The following is a 22,921-nucleotide window of genomic DNA, read 5'->3' on the forward strand; positions in this document are numbered from 1 at the left end:
GGCGGTTTGGAACCACCCCGGCAAGGACGGTCCCGAAGGGCCACAAAACCTTCATCTCCCGTGGAACACCACATCACGAAGCAACTACCTACACATCAGCTCCGATCCATGTTCGTGACACACTTGATCTGGCTCTTGTTCTGGCTCTTGTTCCAACTTGCCGGAGTTGAAGAGGCCTGAGGTGCGGCGGGGTCTTGAACGCGCAAACCGGCAGCCGACAAACACACCCACCGCCCCGAACCCCGAACCGGCACAACCATAACCGAAGGCCGTAAAAAGCATTTAAAGCCCATACGCCAACCGCAGCCCGGCCCGCGAGCCCCAGCCCCAGCCCCAAAAACCCGCACCCAAACAGCCCGCAGCCGAACAAGGGCGCCTGCAACAGCAGGCGCCCCTCACACCCTCAACCTCACACCCTCAACCTCACACCCTCAACCTCACACCCACCCAGGCATCGGATACTGCGCCATCAACTCCCGCACCTGCCCAGCAACCCGCGCGTAAGCATCCGTATCACCCTTGGCAGCAGCCTCCACCGTCTCGTCCATCCACTGCGCCACCTGCCCCATCTGCTCCGGCACCAGCCCGCGCGTGGTGATCGCGGCAGCGCCGAGGCGGATGCCGGAGGGGTCGAAGGGCTTGCGGGGGTCGAAGGGCACCGAGTTGTAGTTCAGTTCGATGCCGGCCGCGTCCAGTGCCTTGGCGGCCACCTTGCCGGTGACGCCCTTCGGCGTCAGGTCGGCCAGGATCAGGTGGTTGTCCGTGCCGCCGGACACCAGGTCCCAGCCGCGCTCGGTGAGGGCGGCGGCCAGGGCCTTGGCGTTGGCCACGATGGTTGCCGCGTAGGTGCGGAAGTCCGGCTGCGCGGCTTCCTTCAGTGCCACCGCGATGCCGGCGGTGGTGTGGTTGTGCGGGCCGCCCTGCAGGCCCGGGAACACGGCCTTGTCGATCGGGGTGGCGTACTGCTCGGTGGTCATGATCATCGCGCCGCGGGGGCCGCGCAGGGTCTTGTGGGTGGTGGTGGTGATGACGTCCGCGTAGCCGACCGGGGAGGGGTGTGCGCCGCCGGCTACCAGGCCCGCGATGTGCGCGATGTCGGACACCAGGATGGCGCCGACCTCCTTGGCGATCTCGGCGAAGGCCGGGAAGTCGATGGTGCGGGGGATCGCGGTGCCGCCGCAGAAGATGACCTTCGGGCGCTCCTTCTGGGCCAGGTCGCGGACCTCGTTCATGTCCACGATGCCGGTCTCGCGGGAGACGCCGTAGGCGACCGGGTTGAACCACTTGCCGGTGACCGACACCGGCGAGCCGTGGGTGAGGTGGCCGCCGGCTGCGAGCCCGGCGCCCATGAAGACGTCGCCGGGCTTCAGGAACGCCAGGTAGACCGCGAGGTTCGCCGGCGAGCCGGAGTACGGCTGCACGTTGGCGTGCTCCACGCCGAACAGCGCCTTGGCCCGGTCGATCGCGATCGTCTCGATCGGGTCGATGAACTGCTGGCCCTCGTAGTAGCGGCGGCCGGCGTAGCCCTCGGAGTACTTGTTGGTCAGGACCGTGCCGGAGGCCTCCAGGACCGCGGTGGAGACGTAGTTCTCCGAGGCGATCATGCGGATCTTCTCGTACTGGCGGCGGGCTTCGTCCTCGATCAGACCCGCGATCTGCGGATCTTCCTTGGCGAGTTCGGGAATGGCGGGCGAGTGCATGTGATGCCTCCTCGGGCGTCATCGTCCGGAAGGACACCCAGGCGCACGGTGCCCGCTATTTCGATCGCTTCCCGGTGGTTGTTTCCACCTAACTGCGCCAGTCGCGATGGGTAGATGCTATCGCTGCGCGGGTTCCAACAACGCCACGCATTCCACATGCCGAGTCATCGGGAACAGGTCGAAGGCCCGCAGCTCGGTGAGCTCGTAGCCGGCCTCGGCGAAGTACGCCACGTCGCGCGCCAGCGAAGCCGGATCGCACGCCACATACACCACGCCCCGCGGAGTCAGCCCGGCGATCCGCACGCACACGTCCCGCCCGGCCCCGGCCCGCGGCGGGTCCAGCACGACGACGTCCGCGTGGTCCGGGAGGTAGTCCGCGTCGGCGATGACGTCTTCTACAGAGCCCTCCACGAGGTCCACCCACGGGAACTCGGTGCTCTCCTCAGCATCGTCCGCGAACCCGAGATTGTGCGCGGCGTCCCGCACGGCCTGCCGGTCCAGCTCCACGGCCATCACCGCGCCGTTCTCGCCAACGGCTTCGGCCAACGGAGCGGCGAACAGGCCGACCCCGCTATAGAGGTCGAGCGCCACGTCCCCGTCCTTCGGTTCCAGGAAGTCCAGGACCGCCTCGGTCAGGACGTCCGGAGCCGCCGGGTGCACCTGCCAGAAGCCGCTTCCGCTGACCCGCCAGGTGCGGCCCTCGGCGACCTCACGTACGTAAGGACGCCCATGAATACGCTGCACACCGGAGATATGGGTGTGCCTGGAGACCCCGCGCAATACGGACACCTTCACATCGGCGCCCACATAAGGCATCTGCTCCCCGTGCTTCGGCGTGACCACCAGAGCCCGGTCCGCGGAGCCGGTCGCGGCGATCACCTCGACCGTCTCCATCCCCGGCCAGTGCCGCTCCAGGGCCCCGACCTCGTCCACTCCAGAGGACGCAATAGCGCACTCCTCTACAGGGACCACTTCATGGGAACGGTGCTTACGGAACCCAAGGCTCCCGTCGGGATCCACCGCGAACTGCACGCGGGTCCGCCAGCCGAAGGGCGAGCCGACCTCCTCGACCACCACCTCGCGCTCCAGCTTCGCCAGCCGCCGCAGCTGATCGGCGACCACCTCGCCCTTGAGCCGCAGCTGCGCCTCATAGCTCGCGTGCTGCCAGTCGCAGCCGCCGCACAGCCCGGGCCCTGCGTATTCGCACGGCGCCGGGACGCGGTCCTCGGAGGCCTCCAGGATCTCCACCGCGTCGGCCCGCCAGAACGAGTCCTTGGAGTCGCCCTCCGTCACTTCCGCGACCACCCGCTCCCCGGGCAACGCGTGCCGCACGAACACCGCGCGCCCCTCGTGCCGCGCCACGCAGAATCCACCGTGTCCGGGTGGGCCGACCTCGACCTCGATCCGGAGCCCGACGGCGTCGCCGGGGCTGCGGTCGGGGGCGGTCGGAGCGGCGGATCGGCGGCGGTCTGCGGGTCGTTTCACATCGCCAGCCTAGGGGTAGTCGTCATGGCCCACCGCCGGGCACGCCTCAGGCGCGGAAACCGGGGTTCACGCCCCGTAGTACCGTCGAGATACGAACATCCTTTGTCCGTCGTCCGAAGTCTCCCGAGAGGGCCGAAAGTGCACGTCGTCATCATGGGGTGCGGCAGAGTGGGCTCCACCCTGGCGCACAGCCTGGAAGATCTCGGCCACACGGTCGCGATCATCGATCAGGACCCCGGGGCCTTCCGCAGGCTCAGCCCGCACTTCGCCGGCCGCCGCGTCACCGGCGCCGGATTCGACCGCGACACGCTCGCCGAGGCGGGGATAGGAGACGCCGGCGCGTTCGCCGCGGTGTCCAGCGGCGACAACTCGAACATCATCGCCGCGCGGGTGGCGCGGGAGAACTTCGGCGTGGAGAACGTCTGCGCGCGCATCTACGACCCGCGCCGCGCGGAGATATACCAGCGCCTCGGCATCCCCACCGTGGCGACCGTGCGCTGGACCGCGGACCAGATGCTGCGCCGGCTGCTGCCGGCCGGCTCCACCGAGCTGTGGCGCGACCCCAGCGGTCAGGTGGCCCTGGTCGAGGTGCACACCGCCCCGGGCTGGATGGGGCACCGGGTGCACAAGCTGGAGGAGAGCACCGGCGTGCGGGTGGCCTACGTGACCCGGCTCGGCGAGGGCGTGCTGCCCGCCTCCGACACCGTGCTACAGGACGGCGACCTGGTGCAGGTCATGGTGAACCCGGCGGACGTCGCACGGGTCGAGGAAGCTTTCGCGAAGGGACCGGGCGCCTGATGCGTGTCGCAATCGCCGGGGCGGGCAACGTCGGCATCTCCATCGCCAAGGAGCTGCTGGAGAACGGCCACGAGGTCCTGCTGATCGACCGCGACCCGTCGCGGATCGCGGTGGAGGGGCTGCCGACCGCCGAGTGGCTGCTGGCCGACGCCTGCGAGATCTCCTCGCTGGACGAGGCCGCGCTTCAGCGCTGCAACGTGGCGGTGGCGGCCACCGGCGACGACAAGGCCAACCTGGTCGTGTCGCTGCTGGCCAAGACCGAGTACGGGGTCCCGCGCGTGGTGGCCCGCATCAACCACCCCAAGAACGAGTGGATGTTCGACGAGAAGTGGGGCGTGGACGTCGCGGTCTCCACCCCGCGCCTGCTCTCGGCACTGGTCGAGGAGGCCGTCTCGGTCGGCGACCTGGTGCGCCTGCTGCGCTTCAGCCAGGGCGACGCCAACCTGGTCGAGCTGACCCTGCCCAAGGACACCGCGCTGGTCGGCACCACGGTCGGCGAGGTCGACTGGCCGGAGGACACCGCGCTGGTGACCATCATCCGCGGCGGCCGGGTGCTGATCCCGAGCCCGGAGGAGCCGCTGGCGGCGCTGGACGAGCTGCTGTTCGTGGCACACGTGGACCGCGAGGAAGAGCTCGAGGAACTGCTGTCGCCGGCCGTAGAGGGCTGATTCGGAAGCGCATAGGCCGCATGGGCCGAGGGCCGGGGCCCGCGGGGACGAACCCCTGCGGGCCCCGGCCCTTTCGCGTTCCCCGGGCTATTACTCGGCCGGGGTCATCTCCGCCGCTTCGGCCTTGTCCGCTTCGTCGTCCCCCGCCTCGTCGTCCTCCGTCACCGGCATCACCGGCGGCGGCGCGTTCTTGATCCACTGCCACGCGACGTACAGGCACGCCAGGTAGGGCGGGTAGCCCAGAGCCAGCCGGGCCACGCCGAGGGCCGTGGTGTGGTGCGTGAGGTAGAGCGGGACCTGCACGGCCAGCTTCACCGCGAACAGGGCGGCCAGCAGCCAGGTGGCCTTTGTGAACGCCCGCAGCCGGCCGGGGACCCGGCGCCAGGTGGTCATCTCGCCGGTGATCGGGCCGATCATCAGGCCGGCGATCGGCCAGCGGATCAGCGCGGTGCCGGCGAAGAGCAGGAACGAGCCGAGGTTGATCAGGATGCCCGGCAGGTAGTAGTTCTGCGCGTGGCCGGAGAACTTCGCGAAGCCGGCGCAGACCAGGACGCCGAACAGGCCGGACAGCGCGTGCTGGAGCGTCTCGCGGCGCAGCAGCCGGATGAGGAACATCACGACGCCGACCGCCACCGAGCCGATGACGGCCGGGTTCAGCGAGTTGGTCGCGGTGTAGACGATCAGGAAGCAGATCGCCGGCAGTCCGGCGTCGGCCATCCCCATCTTGCCGCCGAAGGCCTTCTTGACGGCGTCCTCGTAGGCCTTGGTCTCGGCCGCCTTGGCCGCGGCCAGCCGGGCCTGCTCCTCAGGCGGCACGCCGCCGAGCAGGTCCTGTGCGGCGTCGTCCAGCGCCGGGCCGGTGACCGTCTCGAAGTCGGACCGGTCGCCGCCGGCGTCGGCGACCGGCGCCGCGTGCCGGGCCCGGCTCATCGGTTCGGCGCGCTGGCCGCTCTCCAAGGACATACAGCGAACTGTAGCGGGCCGAGCTGTCCTGAAAAGGACTACTCGGCCCCCACGTCATCCTCAGCGGGGATTCCCCCCCGGCTCGCCACCGGCACGCGATGGCTCCAGCGCCGCCGCCCGGTGGCCTCGTACCGCTCAGCGGCCTCAGCGCCGCCCGCCGAGCTCGGCGCCACTCCGGCGGCCGCGACACCGCCCGGGCGCGGCCTCAGCGCCACGCACCACCGCCTGACGCAGCCTCAGTCCCACACGCACCTCCACGCACCACCGCCTGGCGCAGCCTCACCGCCAGCGCGGCCTCACCGCCACGCACCACCGCCAGTGCGGCTCAGCGCCGCTCACCGACGCCCGGCGCGACCTCAGCGCCGCTCGGTAATCTCCGGCCCGCGCTCAAACGGGTTCAGGTCGTGCGCGTACTGGCTGCCCGGCTCCTGCTCCTCGCCCTCGCCCTCGCCCGGCTGCGCCATCGCCTGCTGCGCCTCGGCCGGCATCCGCAGCGGGATCGGGTCGCGCGGGGCCATCGGGGAGTTGCCGCGGCTCACCACGGTGTCCCGGAAGACGTGTTCTATGTCCAGCGCCTCCTTGGGCTGCACCGCGCCCTGTCCGGACACCACGCCGCGCAGGAACCAGCGCGGGCCGTCGACGCCGATGAACCGGACCAGCTGGATGCCGCGGCTGCCGTCGGGGGCCTGCACCGGCACCTGGGCGCGCAGCTCGATGCCGAACGGCCCCTCGCGCTCGTCCACGGTGCCGCCCTGCTTGGAGATCTCCAGGGAGATCTCGGCCCGGACCTCGGCCCAGATGCCCTCGCTGCGCGGTGCGGCGAAGGCCTGCAACTGCACCGCGGACTGGCGGGCCACCACCGTGGCGGCGATCACCTGCTCGGCGTCGGCCATCTCCAGCCGCAGCTCCATCCCCTCCACGGCCGGCACCAGCAGCGCGCCGAGGTCGACACGGCCGTTCTTGGGGTCCTCGAGCTCGTTGAAGTCCCAGGGACCGGCGGCGCGCGAGACATCGGCGAGGCTGATCTTGCGCTCCTCTTCCTTGGCCTCGCTCAGGTCACCGTAGGCATCCGCCTCGCTGACCCGGTCGCGCCGGTCCGAGTCGCCTTTCTGTCCGCGTCGGAAAACCACGGCGTCCCACTCTCTCTATCTCTGCGTCCTGGTGACGCAGCGCTCTGCTCCACGGGGCGCAAACCGCCCCGGCCGCCAGGGCCGGCAAGGCCACGCCGACGGACACGGTTCTAGCCCGGCCCACCCGGGGCCGGTTGGTGCACGGTCGTCACGCGGGACCCCGGTGAGAGTACCGTCACTGGGCCTGTCTCCGGGTAACGCGCGGGGTCTGTATCCAACGACAGAACCTAGGCAGGTGTTCCCGCAGCCGTCCCCGTCGAACCGAAACCGCCGTCCCCGCGGTGCGAGCCCGGGAGCTCGGCGACCTCGTGGAAGACCGCCCTCTCGACTCTTTGTACTACAAGCTGCGCCACCCGGTCGCCCCGCTTGAGGGTCACCGGGTGCACCGGGTCGAGATTCACCAGGATGATCTTGATCTCGCCGCGGTACCCGGCGTCGACCGTGCCGGGCGCGTTCACCAGCGCGACCCCGCAGCGAGCCGCCAATCCCGAGCGTGGGTGCACGAAAGCGGCGTAGCCGTCGGGCAGCGCGATGGCCAGGCCGGTGGGCAGCACGGCCCGCTCGCCCGGAGCCAAGGTGGCGTCCACGGTGGTGAGCAGATCGGCCCCGGCATCCCCCGGATGGGCGTACGCGGGCAGCGGCAGGGTGGGATCGAGCCGCCGGACGAGGACGTCGACCCCGGGCACTACGGGTTGACCTCGAACGCGCGCGCGGCCCGGATCTGCTCCGGGTCGTGCATGGCTTCCTGCACGTCCTCCAGCCGGCCGTTCTCCAGGAAGTGGTCCACCCCGACCTGGATGAAGATCGCCGTGGCCCGCACCGCGACCGGGCCCTCGGGCCCGTTCAGCCGGCCGACCGCGGAGGTGAAGATCTTGCGGCCGGAGATGCCGTCGCACTGGGCGGTGATGTGCAAGATGGTGCCGACCGGGACCGGCATCAGATAGTCGGTCTCCAGCCGGCCGGTCACGGCGATCGCGCCGATCAGCCAGTTCACATTGCCCAGGGCCTCGTCGAAGGCCAGGGCGAGCAGGCCGCCGTGGGCCAGGCCGGGGGCGCCCTGGTGGTTGTCGGTGACGGTGAACTCGGTCGTGACGCTGAGTCCCTCGCCGACCGTCGAGGACACCCGCAGGCCGCCCAGCGCGTCGTCACCGCAGCCGAAGCAGCGCGAGTAGTGCGAGCCGAGCTTCGTGCCCGGTTTGGGGGCGTTCGGATGCTTTTCCGGCATGACCGCGTCAGCCGGCGGAGTCGTGGAGGCAGGTCTCACGAGGAGGAATCTACCGGCAACCCCCTGCCCGGTCGGATCGGGCGTGGCCCCTCTCACACCCGATCGGGGAGAATTAGCCACTCTCCGTATCCGTCCCGTATCACTGTGACTGATATCCCCGACCGGACCGCGTCCTACCGTCCTCGGTATGAAGTCCATGGAGAGCCCTGAGACACACGGCCTTCCCGAAGTCGGCGCCCTCGTCCGCGACGCCACCGGCCGGATCGGCCGGCTTATGGCCTACACCCGGGCCCGGGCCTGGCTCCGGCCGCCCACCGGCGGGCGCGAGTGGGACGTGGAGCCGGAGACCATCACCGAGGTCCCTGGATGGGATGGCGCAGCCACCGGAAAGGAGGCCGCCACCAAGAACCGCTAGCGGTCCGGACAGGGGACCCTGCGGGCCTCCTAGGACCATGTGGGAGATTGTCGGCATGGCAGCAGGCAAGGACAGCACCTACGACGAACGCCTCACCGCACCGGCCGGCTGGTGGGCCGTCACCGCGATGGCCGGCATCATGGGGGGCCTGGTGTTCCTGCGGATGAGTCCGACCGCGGCGCTGATAGCGCTGATCGTCACAGCGGCCCTGTGCGGGGCCCTGGTGGTCGCCTACGGACGCATCGGAGTCCGCGTCCAGGACGGCTACCTGGAAGCCGGCCAGGCCCGTCTCCCCCTCACGGCGCTCGGGGCAGCCACCGCCCTGGACGCCGAGGAAGCGCGCCTGCTGCGGACCACGGAGGCCGACGCACGCGCGTTCATGCTGTTGCGCGGGTACGTGCGCACCGCGGTGCGGGTGGAGGTCTGCGATCCGGAGGACCCGACGCCGTACCTGTATCTGTCGACGCGGCGGCCCGAGAAGCTGGTGAAGGTGCTCTCAGCACGCTGAGGCCACCGGCGCGCCCGGCGTCGCCGGCCCGGCGTTACTCGCCCGTTCGCAGCAACTTCCGCCGGCATTCCTTGACCCCCGCCGGGTCCGGCGCGGATTCTTGACAGTGCCCGGAAAGGTATAAAGGCCCCGCGAACGCGGGGCCCAAGGGGCGCGGAGACTACCTGGCGACGACGCGGTCAGGCGCAGTCCTTGCAGGTCATCTCGTTGCCCTTTTCCCGCGCCAGCTGACTGCGGTGGTGCACCAGGAAACAACTGGTGCACGTGAACTCGTCCGCCTGGCGTGGCAGCACACGCACCGACAGTTCCTCGTTGGACAGGTCGGCGCCGGGGAGTTCGAGCGACTCGTTGTCGCCCTCGTCCAGGTCCGCCAGGCCCGCGGCCTTGTCTGTCCGGCGGGCCTTCAGCTCCTCCAGGCTGTCCTCGTTGAGGTCGTCGTCGGTCTTGCGCGGTGTGTCGTAGTCGGTAGCCATTCTTGATCCCTCTCCCCTGACGGCTGTTTTCGTCGTCGTGTTGGTGCTGTTCAGTGCGGCGACGGCGGTGGCGCCCCGACGCGGCCGGCACAAGCGGTGCGCTACCGTCTGCGCGCGGGCGCCGTCGGCGTTTCGCCGTCAGCGCAGTAACGCGGAAAGGAGCGCGATTGTGCCCGCTGAAGCGCAGATTGTGCCGTACTTCAAGACCCGTTACGCAATCGACACCCCGGAACAGACCCGAACAGGTGATCCGAGCACCTGATCCGCCGTCCCATGAGTCCCATCTCGCCCCGTTTCGTTCCGGACAACACAGCAGCCACACCCAGGAAGGATGACCAACCATGGCCGTCTACGCAATCGGCGACGCAGTGCCGGAAATCCACCCCGACGCCTACATCCATCCGGACGCGACCGTGATCGGCCAGGTCAGCGTGGGTGCCGGCAGCACGGTGTGGCCCGGGGCGGTCCTGCGCGGCGATTACGGCCGGATCACGGTAGGCGACCGAACGTCGATTCAGGACGGCACTGTGGTGCACGCCACTGAGACCTTGCCCACAGTGATCGGATCAGACTGTGTCGTTGGTCACATCGCGCATCTGGAGGGGTGTGTGGTGGAGGACGGGTGCCTGATCGGCTCGGGCTCGGTGGTGCTGCACCGCGCCGTGGTGCGCACGGGGGCACTGGTGGGCGCGAACGCGGTCGTGAGCAACGGCGTGGAGGTGCCCTCCCGCGCGATGGCCCTCGGCGTCCCGGCGAAGATCCGCGAGGACGCGGTCGCCGAGGGCAGCTTCGACGACGCGGTGGCGCGGTACGTCGCCAACGGCAAGCGGTACCGCCAGGAATTGCGGCGCGTGGACTGAGCACCCGGTCACCCTCTCGACACACGCCACGAAGGTCGGGACGCCTTGGGGCCGCGTCCCGACCTGAACCTGAACCTGACCCCAGACCCGGGCCCGGCATCTGCGGATGGCCATCCCGCGCTCTTAAGCCGTATCCCTTTGCGCACCCTCTCCCTAGGCGCGCCCGAGAGACCGCCTCAGGAGATGTGCATCCGCCCCGCCATACGCCGCAGGCGCTCCCGCTGGCTCCGCCGCTCGTGGCTCAGCAGGGCCCGCACGGCGGCCTTGGCGACCGGGTTGTTGCGCACCAGGAGCGGCGCGATGCGTTCGGCCCGCTCTATCTCGTTCAGCGCTTGGTCGTACCCGCCGTGGTAGATCCAGCCGCGTGCCGAGTCCAGGTGGAACCGGCCGCGCCGGGAGGCCGGGAAGTTCGGCGGGATGCGGGTCTGCGAGGCCAGCGCCACGGCCCGGGCCCCGTCGCGGATCTCGACGGCCACGGCGAGCTTGTGCAGCTCCACGTTGGTCGGGCTGAAGGCGAGCTTGTACGGGTCGTAGCCGTCGCCCAGGCGGCGCGCGGTCTCGTCGGCCAGCCCGATCCGGTGCCATGCCTCGTCCTCCCTGGAAGACAGCGCCGCGGTGATGGCCGCGCGCAGTTGCAGCGACCCCCACACCGACGCCTGCGGCTTCTGGCGCGGTTCGCCGACGAAGCCGATCGCGCCGTCGATCACCTCCAGCGCGTCCGGCCACAAGTCCGCGGCCCACAAGTCGCGGACGCGGAGGTAGTCGAAGACCGCCGAGAGGTTCGGGTCGCCGGAGCGGTCGGCGGCGGCGCGGAAGCGTTCGGTGGTGAGGGTCGACAGGTCGTCGTAGCCGAGTTCGTGGGCGACCGTGTCGGCTTCCTTATACGCGCGCGCGAGCAGGCCGTGTAATCGCTCCGCTTCCTCTCCCGCGCGCGCCAGGTACGCCGCCGCGTGGATCTCCCGGATGAGGTTCGGCGCGGCTTCCCCGAGATCCGCGTAGCGCGCGGCCATCCGCAGGACCGCCAGCTGCTCCACAGCCGCTTCCAACTCCTGGCGCGACCGCGGTTCCACCGGCCAGTCCGGCGGGAGGTCGTGCCGGGACACCACGCGCCGCAGGGCCGGGATCGCGCGGTGGCCCCGGTCCTCGGCGGGGGTGCCGGGGTCGTAGGGGCGTCCGGTGATTTCGTTGGGATAGACCTTCAGGACGCTCGCGGCGCGTACGATCAGGGTCACTGAATCGAGCTCCAGGTCGCCGTTCTCGATGCCCGACACCCACCCCTGGGAGCGGCCCATGAGTTGGCCGAACTCGGCCTGCGTGAACCCGGCGCGCTTGCGGAGACGGCGGATGCGCCCGCCGTCCGGCTCCGGCTCGTAGGTCGTGTGGATCGCCATACTGGGCCTCACAATTGCGATCAATGAGGAACATCCCGATTGCGATTCCATGGTCCGCCCGGGCGCGGTCGCGTACCGGCCAGGACGACATAAAGTCCCCGACCAGCCGGGAGGTTCCCTGTGCCAGTGCTCTACCTCATCGCCTGCGGCGCCCCGCCCGCGGCCGAACTGCTGTCCCACCCGGAGGCGGTGCCCGGACTCCAGGCCGACGGCTGGACCGTGTGCGTCTTGTGCTCGCCCAACGGGGAGCGCTTCCTGGACGCCGCGGCCGTGTCCATCGCGACCGGCTACCCGGTCCGGGTCGAGCAGCGCCACCCCGGCGAGCCGGACGTGCTGCCGTCCCCGGACGCCGTCCTGGTCGCGCCGGCGACGTTCAACACTGTGAACAAGTGGGCGCTGGGGATCTCCGACACGCTGGTCCTCGGGATCCTCAACGAGAGCCTGGGCGCGGGCCTGCCGATCGCGGCGACCGTGTGGGCCAAGGACGAACTCCAGAAGCACCCGGCGTTCGACCGGAACGCGCAGCTGCTCTTCGAGAACGGCGTGCGCTTCATCCAGCCGGAGGACGGGGTTCAGCAGTTCCCGTGGGGACAACTGCGATCGGCGATGGCCGAACTCCTCACAGAGTGAGCGGCTCTACGAAGGGCGCAGCTTGCTTTGGGGAGTGCACGGCTTTACGGAGTGCACAGCTTTACAGAGTGCACAACCTTCGGGACTACTCCCCGGCGAGCTTCGCCTCGACCGCGGCCACCTTCGCCGTCAGCCCGTCGGTGACGCCGGCCCGGATGTCCGCCTTCAGCGTCACACTCACCCGCGGCGCCTTGGCCGCCACCGCGTCCACAGCGGCCTTCACGACCGCCATCACCTCGTCCCACTCCCCCTCGATGCTCGTGAACATCGCGTCGGTGGAGTTGGGCAGGCCGCTCTCGCGCACCACGCGCACCGCGTCGGCGACATACTCGCTGACACCTTCACCGACACCGAGCGGGGTCACAGAGAACGCAACAATCATGGCTCGATCTTAGGCCGTGCCTCACACCCGCACCGGCAGCCACACCCGCACGATCAACCCGCCGCCCGGCCGCGGTTCGGCGGCGACCCGCCCGCCGTGCGCCCGCACCACGGAGCGCACTATCGACAGGCCCAGCCCGACGCCCTTGTCCTTCGGGTCGCGCGCGGCCGACGCCCCGGAGGGCTGGGTACCGCGCTTGAACGGCTCGAACAGCGTCTCCACCGCGTACGGCGGGACCTCCGGGCCGGTGTTGGCGACCACCAGCAGACCGTGGCCGGGCAGGTCGTGCGAGCGGTCGTAGCTGAGCACGTCGACCCAGCCGCCGGCGCCGATGTTGTGCCGCAGCGCGTTCTGGATCAGGTTCATCGCGATGCGCTCGATGAGGATGCCGTCGCCGGAGACGTCCACGGACTGTAGCGAGGTGCGGATCGCGACGTGCCGTTCGGCCGCCTCCATCTCGCACTGCGTCACCGAGCGGTACGCCACCTCCGCCAGGTCGATGTCCTCCCGGTTGGTCGGCTCGTTGTCCGCCTTCGCCAGCAGCAGCAGGCCCTCGATCATGCGCTCGCTGCGCTCGTTGGTGGACAGCAGCGTCCGGCACAGCTGCCGGGTCTGCTCGGAGGCCTCGGGGTCCATCAGCGTCACTTCGAGCAGCGTCCGGTTGATCGCCAGCGGGGTGCGCAGCTCGTGCGAGGCGTTGCCGACGAACCGGCGCTGCCCCTCGAAGGCGAGGTCCAGCCGGTCCAGCATGCCGTCGAAGGTCTGCGCCAGGTGAACCAGCTCGTCGTCCTGCGGGCCCTCCATGTCGATGCGGGCGTGCAGGGCGCGGTCCGGACGGCTGGCGACCCGGCGGGCGGTGCGGGTGATCTGGTTGATCGGGCGCAGGAACCGGCCGGCCAGGAAGTAGCCGATCAGCACCGCCACCACCGCGGAGATCAGCAGCACGATGATCAACGGCTTGTCGATCTGGCTCAGGATCTCTTTGTTCTTCACGGAATTGCAGTACGCCGCCTGGACCGGGAACTTCTTGGGGTTCGGCTCGGGACAGCCCGGCGGGTCGGCCAGGTCCTGGTTCATATGCGCCAGGCGCCAGCGGAACAGCGAGTACGCGGTGTAGATCAGCACCGCACCGGTGACGAAGGCCGCGGCGCCATAGGCGATGGTCATGCGCAGCCGTATGGTCAGCCCGCGGCGCGCGCCGCTCACGGGCACCGGCGCCGGCCCCACCTCGCCGCCGTAGGTGCTGTCGACTGCTCCCGAATCGCCCGCCATCAGGCCCTGTATACCTTGAACGTCCTGCATCAGGGAATCCGGTAGCCGGCGCCTGGCACAGTCAGCACGACCGGCGGCTCACCGAGCTTGCGCCGCAGCGTCATCACTGTGACGCGGACCACGTTCGTGAACGGATCGGCGTTCTCGTCCCACGCCTTCTCCAGCAACTGCTCAGAACTCACAGCCGCACCATCGGCGCGCATGAGCACTTCCAGTACCGCGAACTCCTTGGGCGACAACGGCACCTGCCGTCCGTCGCGCAGCACCTCGCGCCGGCTGGGGTCCACGCGGATCCCGGCCCGCTCCAACACCGGCGGCAGCGCCGGGACGGCACGGCGCCCGAGCGCACGGATCCGCGCTATCAGCTCCGGGAACGCGAAGGGCTTGGCCAGATAGTCGTCGGCGCCGATGGTCAGGCCCTCGACCCGGTCCGCGACGTCGCCGGCCGCCGTCAGCATCAGGACCCGGGTCGCCAGGCCGCTGTGCACTATGTGCCGGCACACGTCGTCGCCGTGCACCAGCGGCAGATCGCGGTCCAGGACCACGACGTCATAGTCGTTGACGGCTATGCGTTCCAGCGCGGCGTCGCCGTCGTAGACGACGTCCACGGCCATGGAATCCCGGCGCAGCCCGGTGGCCACGGCGTCGGCCAGAACTTGCTCGTCCTCAACGACCAGCACCCGCACAGTGCGTTCTCCCTAGAAACGGCCCGGCTACTACCCGCTATCGGGACTCCGCCCCATCATGCCTGGTCATCACGTAAACCCGGGGTAAGTGACCCACATCTCACGATCACAGGGTTTTCTCAGGTGATCCAAAGTTTCCCCGGCGAGAATGCCGGGCAGGAGGCGAAAAAGCCCCCTAGCGTCACCCCCGCAGGAGAGACACCATGCACGAATTCGTCACCGGCCTGACCCAGCGTATCCGCGAGACGAAGGCCCGCATGCAAAGTTCGATGATCGCCGAGGACGCCTACGCGGTGCAGGTCGAACAGGCCGAGTTGGACAACCTGCTCCGGATCGCCGCGAACCACCACGTGGAGGTCCGCGACGACCTCCCCCGCGCCGCCTGACCGAACCCGGCAGGTAGGCGAGGGACTCACCTCGTACCCTCAACCCTCAGGAGTCCCGCGCCGCGTCGTGCCCCTCGAGAAACCCGCACAGGGCCTCAAACAACCCCTCAGCGGCCGCCACCGTCATCTCGTCGGAGGCGGCCGCTCCGTGTAGTCCCCCGACCTTCGCACCGGCCTCCTGCGCGATCAGCGCGCCGGCCGACAGGTCCCACGGCTTCGCGCCGCGCTCGAAGTAGCCGTCCACCCGCCCGCACGCCACCGAGCACAGGTCCAGCGCGGCCGAGCCGCCGCGCCGGATGTCCCGCACCCGCGGCAGCAGATCCGCGACGATCTCGCCCTGCACCGCGCGCCGCTGCGCAGCGTACCCGAAGCCGGTCGCGATCAGCGCGCGCTCCAGCGGAACCGGCTTGCCCTCGGACTGCGCGCTGTAGGCCCGGATCGCTTCCCCGTTGCGGTAAGCGCCATCCCCGCGCAAGGCGGTGAAGGTCTCGCGCAACATCGGGATCTCGACCACGCCGGCCACGGTCACGCCGTCGACCTCCACGCCGATCGAGACGCCCCACAGCGGGATCTCGTACAGGTAGTTGACCGTTCCGTCGATCGGATCGATCACCCAGCGCACCCCGGAGGTGCCCTGGCGGTCCGAGCCCTCCTCGCCGAGGATGGCGTCGTCCGGCCGTTCGGCGAGGATGCCCTCGACGATCAGCTTCTCCGAACGCTGATCCATCACCGTCACGATGTCGGTGGGGCTGGACTTGGTGTCGGCGATACCGAGATCGCGCGGACGCTCCTGGACCAGGAGGCGTCCCGCTTCGTCGGCGAGGCGCACCGCGAGTTCCAGTAGGTCCTTGGGATTGACGTTCTCAGGCATGGGGGCGGGGCCTTCCTGGGTTTGGTGCGTACTAACTGCTGCTACGCCGCGAGGGAGCGCTCAGTCCTCCCCCGCCACCGCCGGGAGCGGCGCGCGCGGATTCGGGCAGCAGTTCAGGGGACACACGTCCGGGAAAGCCCGCAGCCGGCCGACGACGTTCGACAGCGACTCGCCCTCGCTGTCCCCGCGCGCCACCGCCGAGCGCTCCAGCACCAGACGCCGCAGGGCGGCCACGAACCGCGGATCGGTGCCGACCGTGGCGGCGCGCGCCGTCGGCAGGTCGATCTCCAGCGCGGTCTCGGCGGCCTGGGTGTCGAGGTCGTAGATGACCTCCATGTGGTCGGAGACGAAGCCGATCGGGGCGAGCACCGCGCCGGTCGCGTCCTGCGCCTTGATGGCCCGCAGGTGGTCGTTGATGTCCGGCTCCAGCCACGGCATCTGCGGCGGGCCGCTGCGCGAGCAGAAGACGAGTTCGTGCGGGAGCACCAGGCCGGTGCGGCGGCTGACGCCCTCGGCCACCAGCCGCGCCACTTCCAGGTGTTGGGCGACGTACGCGCCGCCCGCCGGACCGGCGGTCTCGGCGTAGGTACGCGGCAGCGAGTGCGTGACGAACACCAGGCGCGGTGCGATGCGCGCGGCCTCGGGCAGTCCGGCGACCGCCGCCGAGACCGCGTCCGCCATCGGTTCGACGAACCCGGGGTCGTTGAAGTAGGGCCGGACCTTGTCGAACTGGATCGAGGTGCCGGACTCCGCCAGAGCGCGCGCCAGGTCCTCCCGGTACTGACGGCAGCCGGAGTAGGAGGAGTACGCGCTAGTGAAGACCACGAGCGCGCGCCGCACTCCGTCGGCCTCCATCTCGGCCAGCGTGTCGGCGAGGAACGGGTTCCAGTTCCGGTTGCCCCAGTAGATCGGCAGCTTCAGTCCGGTGTCGGCGAAGTCCTGGCGCAGCGCGGCGATCAGGTCGCGGCACTGCTGGTTGATCGGACTGACGCCGCCGAACTCGAAGTAGTGGGCGCCGACCTCCTTCAGCCGCTCCGGCGGGATGCCGCGGCCGTGGGTCACGTTCTCCAGGAAGGGCACCACGTCGTCGGGGCCTTCCGGGCCGCCGAAGGACACGAGGAGCAGAGCGTCGTACGGAGCGGTGTTCGACATGTCAGCGGGACTCCGTCACCGGTTCTGTGGGGTTGCCGAGGGGATGACGTCGAAGACGAGCGCGGCCGGGCCGGTCATCTCCAGGTGGCCGTCGGCGCGCTCGACGAAGCGCAGCCGGCCGCCGGGGACGTCCACTGTGTACTCGGTGCCGGTCGCGGCCGCGTCGCGGCGCGCGGCGGCGATCATCACCGCGCAGGCTCCGGTTCCGCAGGAGCGGGTCTCGCCGACGCCGCGTTCGTAGACGCGCATGGCGAGGTGCCGCGGAGCGAGGTCGGCGGCGAACTCGACGTTGACGCCTTCCGCGTAGACGCCGGCCGGCAGCACCGTCGGCAGGTCATAGAGCGTCCCGGCGTCGGCGGTGGAGTCCACGAAGACCACTGCGTGCGGGTTGCCCATGTCCACGTCCACGGCGGGCTTGGGGGTTCCCTTCACGTCGACGGTGACGGCGCCCCGTTCGGTCGGGAAGACCGGGACACCCATATCGACGGTCACGTCCGCGGTGTGCTCGCCGGTGGCCTTCAGCGTCACGCGCTTGATCCCGCCGCGCGTCCCTACAGAGAACTGCACGGGTTCGCCTATAGCGCCGCCCTTAACGAAACCCCGCGCAGTAAGGAACAGCGCGAAGACCCGGACTCCGTTCCCGCACATCTCGGCCACGCTGCCGTCGGCGTTGCGGTAGTCCATGAAGAACTCCGCCTCCGTGGCCTGTTCCTCGTACCCGGACATCCTGGCGGTGCGCACTACGTGCAGCACTCCGTCGGCGCCGATCCCGGCCCGCCGGTCGCACAGCTCCGCGACCCGCGCCGGGGTGAGCTGCGCCGACAGGGCGCCGTCCGGATCCGGGACGATGACGAAGTCGTTCTCGGTGCCGTGCCCCTTGGTCAGCGTGGTGCGGGCCGGCAGGCCGTCGAGGATCATGCCCCGATCCTATCGAGCGCGGCCTCCACCAGGTCGGAACGGTCGTATCGCAACCAGTGCACGCGCGGGTCCCGGCGGAACCAGGAGTCCTGCCGGCGCGCGAACCGCTTGGTGGCGCGCACCGTCTCCTCCTTCGCCTGTTCCTCAGTGCACTCCCCGGACAGGAACCGCAGGACTTGTGCGTAGCCGAGCGCGCGGCTGGCGGTGAGGCCGTCGCGCAGCCCTCGCGGCTCCAGGTCCCGCACCTCCTGCACGAACCCGGCCTCCCACATGCGGTCCACGCGCAGCGCGATGCGCTCGTCCAGCGCCGGGCGGTCGACGTCCAGTCCGAGGTGCACGGTGCCCGGGTAGTGGTCGGTGTGCTCGGGCAGGGTCGCGGTGAACCGGCCGCCGGTGAGCTCGATCACCTCCAGCGCGCGCACGATGCGCCGGCCGTTCGACGGCAGGATGGTCTCGGCGGCCCGCGGGTCGTGCCCGGCCAACCGCTGGTGCAGCGCCTGCGGGCCGACCTCGGCGAGTTCGGCCGCCAGGCGCTCGCGGATCAGGCCGTCGGTGCCGGGGAACTCGAACTCGTCCAGGACACCGCGCAGGTACAGCCCGGACCCGCCGACGAAGATCGGCGGCGCGTCCCGCGCGATCAGCCGGTCCGCCTCGGCCCGGGCCAGGCTCTGGTACTCGGCGACGTTCGCGGCCCGGGTCACCGGCCAGACGTCGAGCAGGTGGTGCGGCACGCCGTGCCGCTCGGCGACGGTCAGCTTCGCGGTGCCGACGTCCATGCCCTGGTACAGCTGCATCGAGTCGGCGTTGACCACCTCGCCGTGCAGCGCCTCGGCCAGCGCGACCCCGAGGTCGGACTTGCCGGAGGCGGTCGGGCCGACGACGGCGATCACCGGGACGGTAGCTGTGCTCATGCGGCGCTCACGATCACGATTCTCCCATCCCGGCACCGTCACAATCCGTGATCGCCTCGGCTCGACAGGTGACCGATGCCGTGATCCACTTGGGGGAAGGTCCCCCTTCACGGAAGGAAACGCACGCGACATGGGCATCTTCGATGTTTTCAAGACCAAGGTGAGCGAGGCCGCTGACAAGGCGGGCGACGTGGCGGGGCAGGCCGCGAAGAAGGCCAGCGACCTTGCGGGCGAGGCCAAGGACAAGGTCTCGGACATGGTGGACAAGAAGAAGGGCGGCGGCCCGGCGGACGATCCCTCCGCCCAGACTCCCTCGGCCCCGGCCGGCGCCGAGTCCGAGGCGTCCGCCATGGTCTCCGAGGGCGGACCGGTGGCCCAGACCGGCGAGGCGGCGCCCGGCGTCGGCGACGACGGATCCCCGGCCGCGGATTCGATGGGCGCGGATTCGATGGGCGCGGATTCGATGGGCGCAGACTCGGCGGGCGGCGGGATGACGCAAAGCATCAAGGACAACGTCGCCAGTGGTGCCGAGAAAGCCGGGGACAAGCTCGACTCCGGCGTCCAGCAGGCCAAGGACCGGCTGGGCTGACCCGTCTGCGGCGCTGTTCAGCGGCGGCGCCGTCAGGAGGGGGATGGAATACGGCCGCGGCCACCAGAGATGGTGGCCGCGGCCGTTGGTGTTCTCTATATAGGAGAGCGGTCCTGGCTCTTCTTCAGCGCGCGAGCCAGGTAGCGACGAAGTAGCCGACGCCGTAGGGGGCTTCGTCGTAGAGCAGTTCCGCGTCGTATTCGACTCCTGATGCCGCCGCCGCGTCGGCGAGGACGTTCCACGCCGGGACACCGGCGACGTGGAGTCCGCGCGACAGTTCGGGGTCGAGGTTGGTGAGCGTCGCGGTATCGGCGATGGCGAGGGCCCGCGCGACGGCGGCGTCATAGGGTTCGGCGCGTTCGTCGAAGTGGCCGGGGGCCTGCGAAGTGCGAGAGGCGGTGCCGTCGCCGAGGACCAGCATTGCTTGGCGGGCTTCGGCTTTGCCTTCGGGGACGACTGCACCTTCGGGTACGACTACGCCTTCGCCTCCGCTGATCGCCGGCGCCGCGCCGATCCGCTCGTCCACCATCAGCGCCCGCCGCACCGGCTCGGCCGGCCGGTCGCGCAACAGCCAGGCGGCGATCAGGAACGGCAGCGTCATCGGGACGGCGCGCTCCGTGACCGGACCCCACCGGCCGTCCACGTCCAGGTCGACCCCATACCCGTGGAAACCCCCTTGTATGGCGACCAGGCTGCTTCGTTCCGGCCCGGCCCCTACAATCAGCAGTTCATCGGCTCCGACCGCGAAAAGGCGGTCGACGGCGATATCGCAGGCGGCACGAAGCGTGTCGAGATCCGGGGACAAACCCTGCGCGACCTCGGGCACGAGGACCGGAGGATGCGGCACGACGGCGGCGGCGATCAACACCCGTCCAGGGTAGGGCACATGGTCGCGGCCATCGGCCGGTGCTGCCACACTGGTCTGCGTAAAGTCGGAATCTGGAGGGGCCAGCGGTGGCTGGGGAACAAGACAACGGCAAAGACAGCCACGGCGCGGAGGGCATCCTGGTCGCCGGGCGGTACCGGCTTCTGGAACGGCTCGGGGCCGGCGGCATGGGCCGGGTCTGGAAGGCCTACGACGAGTCGCTGGACTGCGAGGTGGCGGTCAAGGAGGTCTGGCTGCCGCCGATGCTGTCGGACACCGAGCGCACCGAGCGGCTGGCCCGGGCCCAGCGCGAGGCCCGCAACGCGGCCCGGATGCGCAACCACCCGCACATCGTCTCGGTCCACGACATGGTGTCCGACCAGGGCATGCCGTGGATCGTCATGGACCTGATCCCGTCCCACGACCTGCTTCAGACCGTCGAACGCCACGGCCCGCTGCCGCAGGAGCAGGTCGCGAAGATCGGCCTGGGCGTACTGGACGCGCTCACCGCCAGCCACGCGGCCGGGATCCTGCACCGCGACGTGAAGCCGGCGAACGTCCTGCTCACCACGGACGGCCGGGTGCTGCTGACCGACTTCGGCATCGCGGTCCAGGAATCCGACCTGAACATGACGGCCTCCGGCGTCCTGGTCGGCTCGCCGGAGTTCGTGGCACCGGAGCGCGCCCGGGGCGAGGCCACCGACGGCGCCTCCGACCTGTTCTCCCTCGGCGCCACGCTGTACTTCGCCGCCGAGGGCCGCTCGCCCTTCTCGCGCGAAACCGCGGTCGGGGTGCTGACCGCGATCCTGTTCGAGGAGACGGCGCCGGTGGCGCGGGTCCCGGCGCTGGCCCCGCTGATCAGCGGGCTGCTGACGAAGTACCCGGCGGCCCGGTGGAACGCGGCGCGGGCCCGGGCGGAGTTGGAGCGGCTGAGCGGGGCGACGCCGTCGGCGGGGACGCCGAATCCTTTCGTGCCCCCGACGATGGTGGCGGGGACGAACGGCGGTAGCAGTACTCCGGGGGCCGGCACTCCCGGCGCGGGAACGCCTTATCCGGGCCCGGTTTCCACCGCGCCGCCGACGATGGCCGCGAACGCGGTCGGTCCGGGCGGTTACGGCCCGGGCGGTCCCATGGGCCCCGGCCCCGGTCCCGGCCCCGGGTTCCACACCACCCCGATGCCCGCGCCGAAGAACAACACCGGCCGGAACGTCGGCCTCGGAATCGGTGCGCTGCTGGTGGTCGGTGGCGCGGTCGCGGCCATCGCGCTGTCGGGCGGAGGCGGCAGCAAGAACCAGAACGCGAACACGCCGGTGGGCAACACCTCTTCGGTCTCCACGTCGGGCTCCGGCGCGCCGTCGGCACCGAAGTCGTCGGCACCCGCCTCGGGTTCGCCCATCGTCACCGGGCCGACCACGTCGCCGTCCACGAGCGCCCCGTCCAGCCCGGACACGTCCAGCGCGGGCAACTCCACGGACCCGACGACGTGGGACCTGTCCACGACGGACCAGACGCCGTTCACCCCGGACGCGCTGCTGCCGGTGACGTTCACGGACTCCAAGGGCGTGGTGTACAACGCGACGAACCGCTGGACCGACACCTGCCTGAACAAGAACGAGAGTTCCTACTTGCAGGGCGTGCTCACCAAGTACAAGTGCACCAACCAGGCGATCGGCACGTACACCGACAGCGCGGGCCGGGTCCTGGTGGACATCGCGGTGCTGCCGCTACCGGACACGCCGACGGCGAAGAACGCCTTCACGGACATCGACACCAAGCAGGCGTACACACTCGACGACTGGGGCATCTGGTGCCCCTCCACCGGACCGGGCGCGGACATCTGCACCCAGCACAAAAGCACCACCAACGCCCAGGAGTACGGGTACGTCCAGCCCGACCACCGGTACCTGGTCCACGCCGTGGCGTTCTACGCGAACCTGACAAGCGACCAGTCCGCGCGGGCCTGGCTCGACGCGGCGGCCACCAGCGCGGCGAAGCTGGGCGGCCCCCAAGTCGCCAACCAATGACGAGATAGCAGGGACCTGATGACGAGGGAGGGCGGGGCCTTGTCCGTACAGCGTGGGGATCTGGTCGCCGGAAGGTATCGCGCCGAGGAGCCGCTAGGCCCGGCATGGCGCGCACGGGACGAGTCCGGCGGCGCCGAGGTGGTGCTGGTCCCGGTCGCGATCCCGGAAGACGACGAGCCGGGGACAGATGCGGGGCCGGGGGCTGCTACGGAGCCGGGCGCTGTTGCAGGGCCGGGGGCTGTTACGGGGGCGGCGACCCTAGCCGGCTCCGGCGCCCTCGACCCGGCACGCTGGCAGGACCGCCGAGGCGTCCTCCCCGTCATCGGCACCGCGACCGGCGACGCGGGCGCCTGGCTGGTGACCGAACCGATCGCGGCCCGCACCCTGGCCGACGCCGTCGACGAATGGGGCGCCCTACCCAACGAACAGGTCCTCCTGATAGCGGCGGAAGCCCTCACAGCCCTGTCCGCCACCGGCCCCCGCCTCTCAGCGTCCCCCGAGAACATCCTCCTCACCGACGACGGCCACGTGGTCCTCCTCCCCGTCGAGACCACCGCCGACGACCTCACCACCCTCGGCACCGCCCTCCACCTGGCCGCCGAGGGCCACTCCCCAGCAC

The 22,921-nt window shown here is 70.4% G+C and carries 25 protein-coding genes, 1 pseudogene and 1 riboswitch; of the genes and pseudogenes, 10 read left to right on the forward strand and 16 right to left on the reverse strand.

Annotated elements, in window-relative coordinates; all coding sequences use genetic code 11:
• Positions 1–437 precede the first annotated feature (437 nt).
• Both glyA and IZR01_RS53680 read right to left on the reverse strand, forming a co-directional pair.
• Complete coding sequence (glyA, locus tag IZR01_RS34700) at positions 438–1,700, reverse strand: serine hydroxymethyltransferase (RefSeq protein ID WP_194896946.1); 1,263 nt, start codon at positions 1,698–1,700, stop codon at positions 438–440.
• A 28-nt stretch (positions 1,701–1,728) separates the two neighbouring features.
• Positions 1,729–1,815: riboswitch (ZMP/ZTP riboswitch) on the reverse strand.
• 2 nt (positions 1,816–1,817) lie between these two features.
• The gene (locus IZR01_RS53680) at positions 1,818–3,185 is read right to left on the reverse strand and encodes a class I SAM-dependent RNA methyltransferase (protein ID WP_194896945.1); all 1,368 of its coding nucleotides are present in this window, start codon (positions 3,183–3,185) and stop codon (positions 1,818–1,820) included.
• Between the two features lie 138 nt (positions 3,186–3,323).
• Between IZR01_RS53680 and IZR01_RS34710 the strand changes: the two genes are divergently transcribed.
• Both IZR01_RS34710 and IZR01_RS34715 read left to right on the forward strand, forming a co-directional pair.
• Complete coding sequence (locus IZR01_RS34710) at positions 3,324–3,983, forward strand: potassium channel family protein (RefSeq protein WP_194896944.1); 660 nt, start codon at positions 3,324–3,326, stop codon at positions 3,981–3,983.
• Complete coding sequence (locus tag IZR01_RS34715) at positions 3,983–4,651, forward strand: potassium channel family protein (RefSeq protein WP_194896943.1); 669 nt, start codon at positions 3,983–3,985, stop codon at positions 4,649–4,651. Before IZR01_RS34710 ends, IZR01_RS34715 begins: the two co-directional genes overlap by 1 nt.
• A gap of 90 nt (positions 4,652–4,741) precedes the next feature.
• Here the strand turns inward: IZR01_RS34715 and IZR01_RS34720 are convergent, their stop codons facing one another.
• The 4 genes from IZR01_RS34720 to IZR01_RS34735 all read right to left on the reverse strand — a co-directional run bounded on the left by IZR01_RS34720 (position 4,742) and on the right by IZR01_RS34735 (position 7,969).
• Positions 4,742–5,614 carry a DUF3159 domain-containing protein gene (locus IZR01_RS34720; RefSeq protein ID WP_194896942.1) on the reverse strand — a complete coding sequence of 291 codons (873 nt, stop codon included), beginning with the start codon at positions 5,612–5,614 and terminating at the stop codon, positions 4,742–4,744.
• A gap of 356 nt (positions 5,615–5,970) precedes the next feature.
• Positions 5,971–6,744 carry a DUF3710 domain-containing protein gene (locus tag IZR01_RS34725; protein WP_194896941.1) on the reverse strand — a complete coding sequence of 258 codons (774 nt, stop codon included), beginning with the start codon at positions 6,742–6,744 and terminating at the stop codon, positions 5,971–5,973.
• Positions 6,745–6,971: 227 nt separating this feature from the next.
• Positions 6,972–7,430, reverse strand: a complete 459-nt coding sequence (gene dut / locus IZR01_RS34730) for a dUTP diphosphatase (RefSeq protein WP_194896940.1) — start codon at positions 7,428–7,430, stop codon at positions 6,972–6,974.
• Positions 7,430–7,969 (reverse strand): PaaI family thioesterase, encoded by a 540-nt coding sequence (locus tag IZR01_RS34735; protein WP_194896947.1) that lies wholly within the window; start codon positions 7,967–7,969, stop codon positions 7,430–7,432. Before IZR01_RS34735 ends, dut begins: the two co-directional genes overlap by 1 nt.
• Positions 7,970–8,156: 187 nt before the next feature.
• Here IZR01_RS34735 and IZR01_RS34740 point away from each other — a divergent pair, with 187 nt between their 5' ends.
• Complete coding sequence (locus IZR01_RS34740) at positions 8,157–8,384, forward strand: hypothetical protein (protein ID WP_194896939.1); 228 nt, start codon at positions 8,157–8,159, stop codon at positions 8,382–8,384.
• A gap of 55 nt (positions 8,385–8,439) precedes the next feature.
• Positions 8,440–8,892, forward strand: coding sequence for a DUF3093 domain-containing protein (locus IZR01_RS34745; RefSeq protein WP_194896938.1), 453 nt, complete (start codon positions 8,440–8,442; stop codon positions 8,890–8,892).
• Positions 8,893–9,071: 179 nt separating this feature from the next.
• Here the strand turns inward: IZR01_RS34745 and IZR01_RS34750 are convergent, their stop codons facing one another.
• Positions 9,072–9,365 carry a DUF4193 domain-containing protein gene (locus IZR01_RS34750; protein ID WP_012785848.1) on the reverse strand — a complete coding sequence of 98 codons (294 nt, stop codon included), beginning with the start codon at positions 9,363–9,365 and terminating at the stop codon, positions 9,072–9,074.
• Between the two features lie 341 nt (positions 9,366–9,706).
• Here IZR01_RS34750 and IZR01_RS34755 point away from each other — a divergent pair, with 341 nt between their 5' ends.
• The gene (locus IZR01_RS34755; RefSeq protein WP_194926312.1) at positions 9,707–10,225 is read left to right on the forward strand and encodes a gamma carbonic anhydrase family protein; all 519 of its coding nucleotides are present in this window, start codon (positions 9,707–9,709) and stop codon (positions 10,223–10,225) included.
• Between the two features lie 176 nt (positions 10,226–10,401).
• Here IZR01_RS34755 and IZR01_RS34760 read toward each other — a convergent pair whose 3' ends face one another.
• Positions 10,402–11,616: a helix-turn-helix domain-containing protein gene (locus IZR01_RS34760; RefSeq protein ID WP_194896936.1), complete on the reverse strand. Its 1,215-nt coding sequence runs from the start codon at positions 11,614–11,616 to the stop codon at positions 10,402–10,404.
• A 120-nt stretch (positions 11,617–11,736) separates the two neighbouring features.
• Between IZR01_RS34760 and IZR01_RS34765 the strand changes: the two genes are divergently transcribed.
• Positions 11,737–12,246 carry a flavoprotein gene (locus tag IZR01_RS34765; RefSeq protein WP_194896935.1) on the forward strand — a complete coding sequence of 170 codons (510 nt, stop codon included), beginning with the start codon at positions 11,737–11,739 and terminating at the stop codon, positions 12,244–12,246.
• Between the two features lie 85 nt (positions 12,247–12,331).
• On the opposite strand, the gene IZR01_RS34770 is transcribed toward IZR01_RS34765, so the two are convergent.
• Genes IZR01_RS34770 through IZR01_RS34780 form a run of 3 tightly spaced genes read right to left on the reverse strand, consistent with a single transcriptional unit; the run spans position 12,332 to position 14,586 of the window.
• Positions 12,332–12,628 (reverse strand): MTH1187 family thiamine-binding protein, encoded by a 297-nt coding sequence (locus IZR01_RS34770; protein ID WP_194896934.1) that lies wholly within the window; start codon positions 12,626–12,628, stop codon positions 12,332–12,334.
• 21 nt (positions 12,629–12,649) lie between these two features.
• On the reverse strand, positions 12,650–13,900 hold the full coding sequence (locus tag IZR01_RS34775; protein WP_228555333.1) for a sensor histidine kinase: 1,251 nt from the start codon (positions 13,898–13,900) through the stop codon (positions 12,650–12,652).
• 29 nt (positions 13,901–13,929) lie between these two features.
• Complete coding sequence (locus IZR01_RS34780) at positions 13,930–14,586, reverse strand: response regulator transcription factor (RefSeq protein ID WP_194896932.1); 657 nt, start codon at positions 14,584–14,586, stop codon at positions 13,930–13,932.
• A gap of 203 nt (positions 14,587–14,789) precedes the next feature.
• Here IZR01_RS34780 and IZR01_RS34785 point away from each other — a divergent pair, with 203 nt between their 5' ends.
• Positions 14,790–14,972, forward strand: a complete 183-nt coding sequence (locus IZR01_RS34785; protein ID WP_194896931.1) for a hypothetical protein — start codon at positions 14,790–14,792, stop codon at positions 14,970–14,972.
• 46 nt (positions 14,973–15,018) lie between these two features.
• Here the strand turns inward: IZR01_RS34785 and IZR01_RS34790 are convergent, their stop codons facing one another.
• Genes IZR01_RS34790 through miaA form a run of 4 tightly spaced genes read right to left on the reverse strand, consistent with a single transcriptional unit; the run spans position 15,019 to position 18,824 of the window.
• Positions 15,019–15,843 carry an inositol monophosphatase family protein gene (locus IZR01_RS34790; protein ID WP_194926313.1) on the reverse strand — a complete coding sequence of 275 codons (825 nt, stop codon included), beginning with the start codon at positions 15,841–15,843 and terminating at the stop codon, positions 15,019–15,021.
• Between the two features lie 60 nt (positions 15,844–15,903).
• Positions 15,904–16,995: a ferrochelatase gene (locus IZR01_RS34795; RefSeq protein WP_194896929.1), complete on the reverse strand. Its 1,092-nt coding sequence runs from the start codon at positions 16,993–16,995 to the stop codon at positions 15,904–15,906.
• A gap of 15 nt (positions 16,996–17,010) precedes the next feature.
• Complete coding sequence (gene dapF, locus IZR01_RS34800; protein WP_194926314.1) at positions 17,011–17,913, reverse strand: diaminopimelate epimerase; 903 nt, start codon at positions 17,911–17,913, stop codon at positions 17,011–17,013.
• Positions 17,910–18,824 carry a tRNA (adenosine(37)-N6)-dimethylallyltransferase MiaA gene (miaA, locus tag IZR01_RS34805; protein ID WP_194926315.1) on the reverse strand — a complete coding sequence of 305 codons (915 nt, stop codon included), beginning with the start codon at positions 18,822–18,824 and terminating at the stop codon, positions 17,910–17,912. Before miaA ends, dapF begins: the two co-directional genes overlap by 4 nt.
• 130 nt (positions 18,825–18,954) lie before the next feature.
• Here miaA and IZR01_RS34810 point away from each other — a divergent pair, with 130 nt between their 5' ends.
• Positions 18,955–19,413, forward strand: coding sequence for a hypothetical protein (locus tag IZR01_RS34810; protein WP_194926316.1), 459 nt, complete (start codon positions 18,955–18,957; stop codon positions 19,411–19,413).
• Between the two features lie 124 nt (positions 19,414–19,537).
• Here IZR01_RS34810 and IZR01_RS34815 read toward each other — a convergent pair whose 3' ends face one another.
• Entirely contained in the window at positions 19,538–20,281 is a 744-nt protein-coding gene (locus IZR01_RS34815) for a class III extradiol ring-cleavage dioxygenase family protein (RefSeq protein ID WP_194926317.1), read from the reverse strand.
• A gap of 86 nt (positions 20,282–20,367) precedes the next feature.
• On the opposite strand from IZR01_RS34815, the gene IZR01_RS34820 reads away from it, so the two are divergent.
• The gene (locus IZR01_RS34820; RefSeq protein ID WP_194926318.1) at positions 20,368–22,302 is read left to right on the forward strand and encodes a serine/threonine-protein kinase; all 1,935 of its coding nucleotides are present in this window, start codon (positions 20,368–20,370) and stop codon (positions 22,300–22,302) included.
• A 39-nt stretch (positions 22,303–22,341) separates the two neighbouring features.
• Positions 22,342–22,921 (forward strand): annotated as a pseudogene (locus IZR01_RS34825) (hypothetical protein); the annotation flags it as partial.

Source organism: Catenulispora pinisilvae, assembly GCF_015356865.1.
Taxonomy (GTDB): domain Bacteria; phylum Actinomycetota; class Actinomycetes; order Streptomycetales; family Catenulisporaceae; genus Catenulispora; species Catenulispora pinisilvae.

Excerpts from the sequence above, each read along its gene's own strand:
- glyA (WP_194896946.1), bottom strand. The coding sequence starts at position 1,700 with ATGCACTCGCCCGCCATTCCCGAACTCGCCAAGGAAGATCCGCAGATC.
- IZR01_RS34715 (WP_194896943.1), top strand. The coding sequence starts at position 3,983 with ATGCGTGTCGCAATCGCCGGGGCGGGCAACGTCGGCATCTCCATCGCC.
- IZR01_RS34720 (WP_194896942.1), bottom strand. The coding sequence starts at position 5,614 with ATGTCCTTGGAGAGCGGCCAGCGCGCCGAACCGATGAGCCGGGCCCGG.
- IZR01_RS34735 (WP_194896947.1), bottom strand. The coding sequence starts at position 7,969 with ATGCCGGAAAAGCATCCGAACGCCCCCAAACCGGGCACGAAGCTCGGC.
- IZR01_RS34740 (WP_194896939.1), top strand. The coding sequence starts at position 8,157 with ATGAAGTCCATGGAGAGCCCTGAGACACACGGCCTTCCCGAAGTCGGC.
- IZR01_RS34745 (WP_194896938.1), top strand. The coding sequence starts at position 8,440 with ATGGCAGCAGGCAAGGACAGCACCTACGACGAACGCCTCACCGCACCG.
- IZR01_RS34750 (WP_012785848.1), bottom strand. The coding sequence starts at position 9,365 with ATGGCTACCGACTACGACACACCGCGCAAGACCGACGACGACCTCAAC.
- IZR01_RS34755 (WP_194926312.1), top strand. The coding sequence starts at position 9,707 with ATGGCCGTCTACGCAATCGGCGACGCAGTGCCGGAAATCCACCCCGAC.
- IZR01_RS34760 (WP_194896936.1), bottom strand. The coding sequence starts at position 11,616 with ATGGCGATCCACACGACCTACGAGCCGGAGCCGGACGGCGGGCGCATC.
- IZR01_RS34770 (WP_194896934.1), bottom strand. The coding sequence starts at position 12,628 with ATGATTGTTGCGTTCTCTGTGACCCCGCTCGGTGTCGGTGAAGGTGTC.
- IZR01_RS34775 (WP_228555333.1), bottom strand. The coding sequence starts at position 13,900 with ATGGCGGGCGATTCGGGAGCAGTCGACAGCACCTACGGCGGCGAGGTG.
- IZR01_RS34785 (WP_194896931.1), top strand. The coding sequence starts at position 14,790 with ATGCACGAATTCGTCACCGGCCTGACCCAGCGTATCCGCGAGACGAAG.
- IZR01_RS34790 (WP_194926313.1), bottom strand. The coding sequence starts at position 15,843 with ATGCCTGAGAACGTCAATCCCAAGGACCTACTGGAACTCGCGGTGCGC.
- IZR01_RS34795 (WP_194896929.1), bottom strand. The coding sequence starts at position 16,995 with ATGTCGAACACCGCTCCGTACGACGCTCTGCTCCTCGTGTCCTTCGGC.
- dapF (WP_194926314.1), bottom strand. The coding sequence starts at position 17,913 with ATGATCCTCGACGGCCTGCCGGCCCGCACCACGCTGACCAAGGGGCAC.
- miaA (WP_194926315.1), bottom strand. The coding sequence starts at position 18,824 with ATGAGCACAGCTACCGTCCCGGTGATCGCCGTCGTCGGCCCGACCGCC.
- IZR01_RS34810 (WP_194926316.1), top strand. The coding sequence starts at position 18,955 with ATGGGCATCTTCGATGTTTTCAAGACCAAGGTGAGCGAGGCCGCTGAC.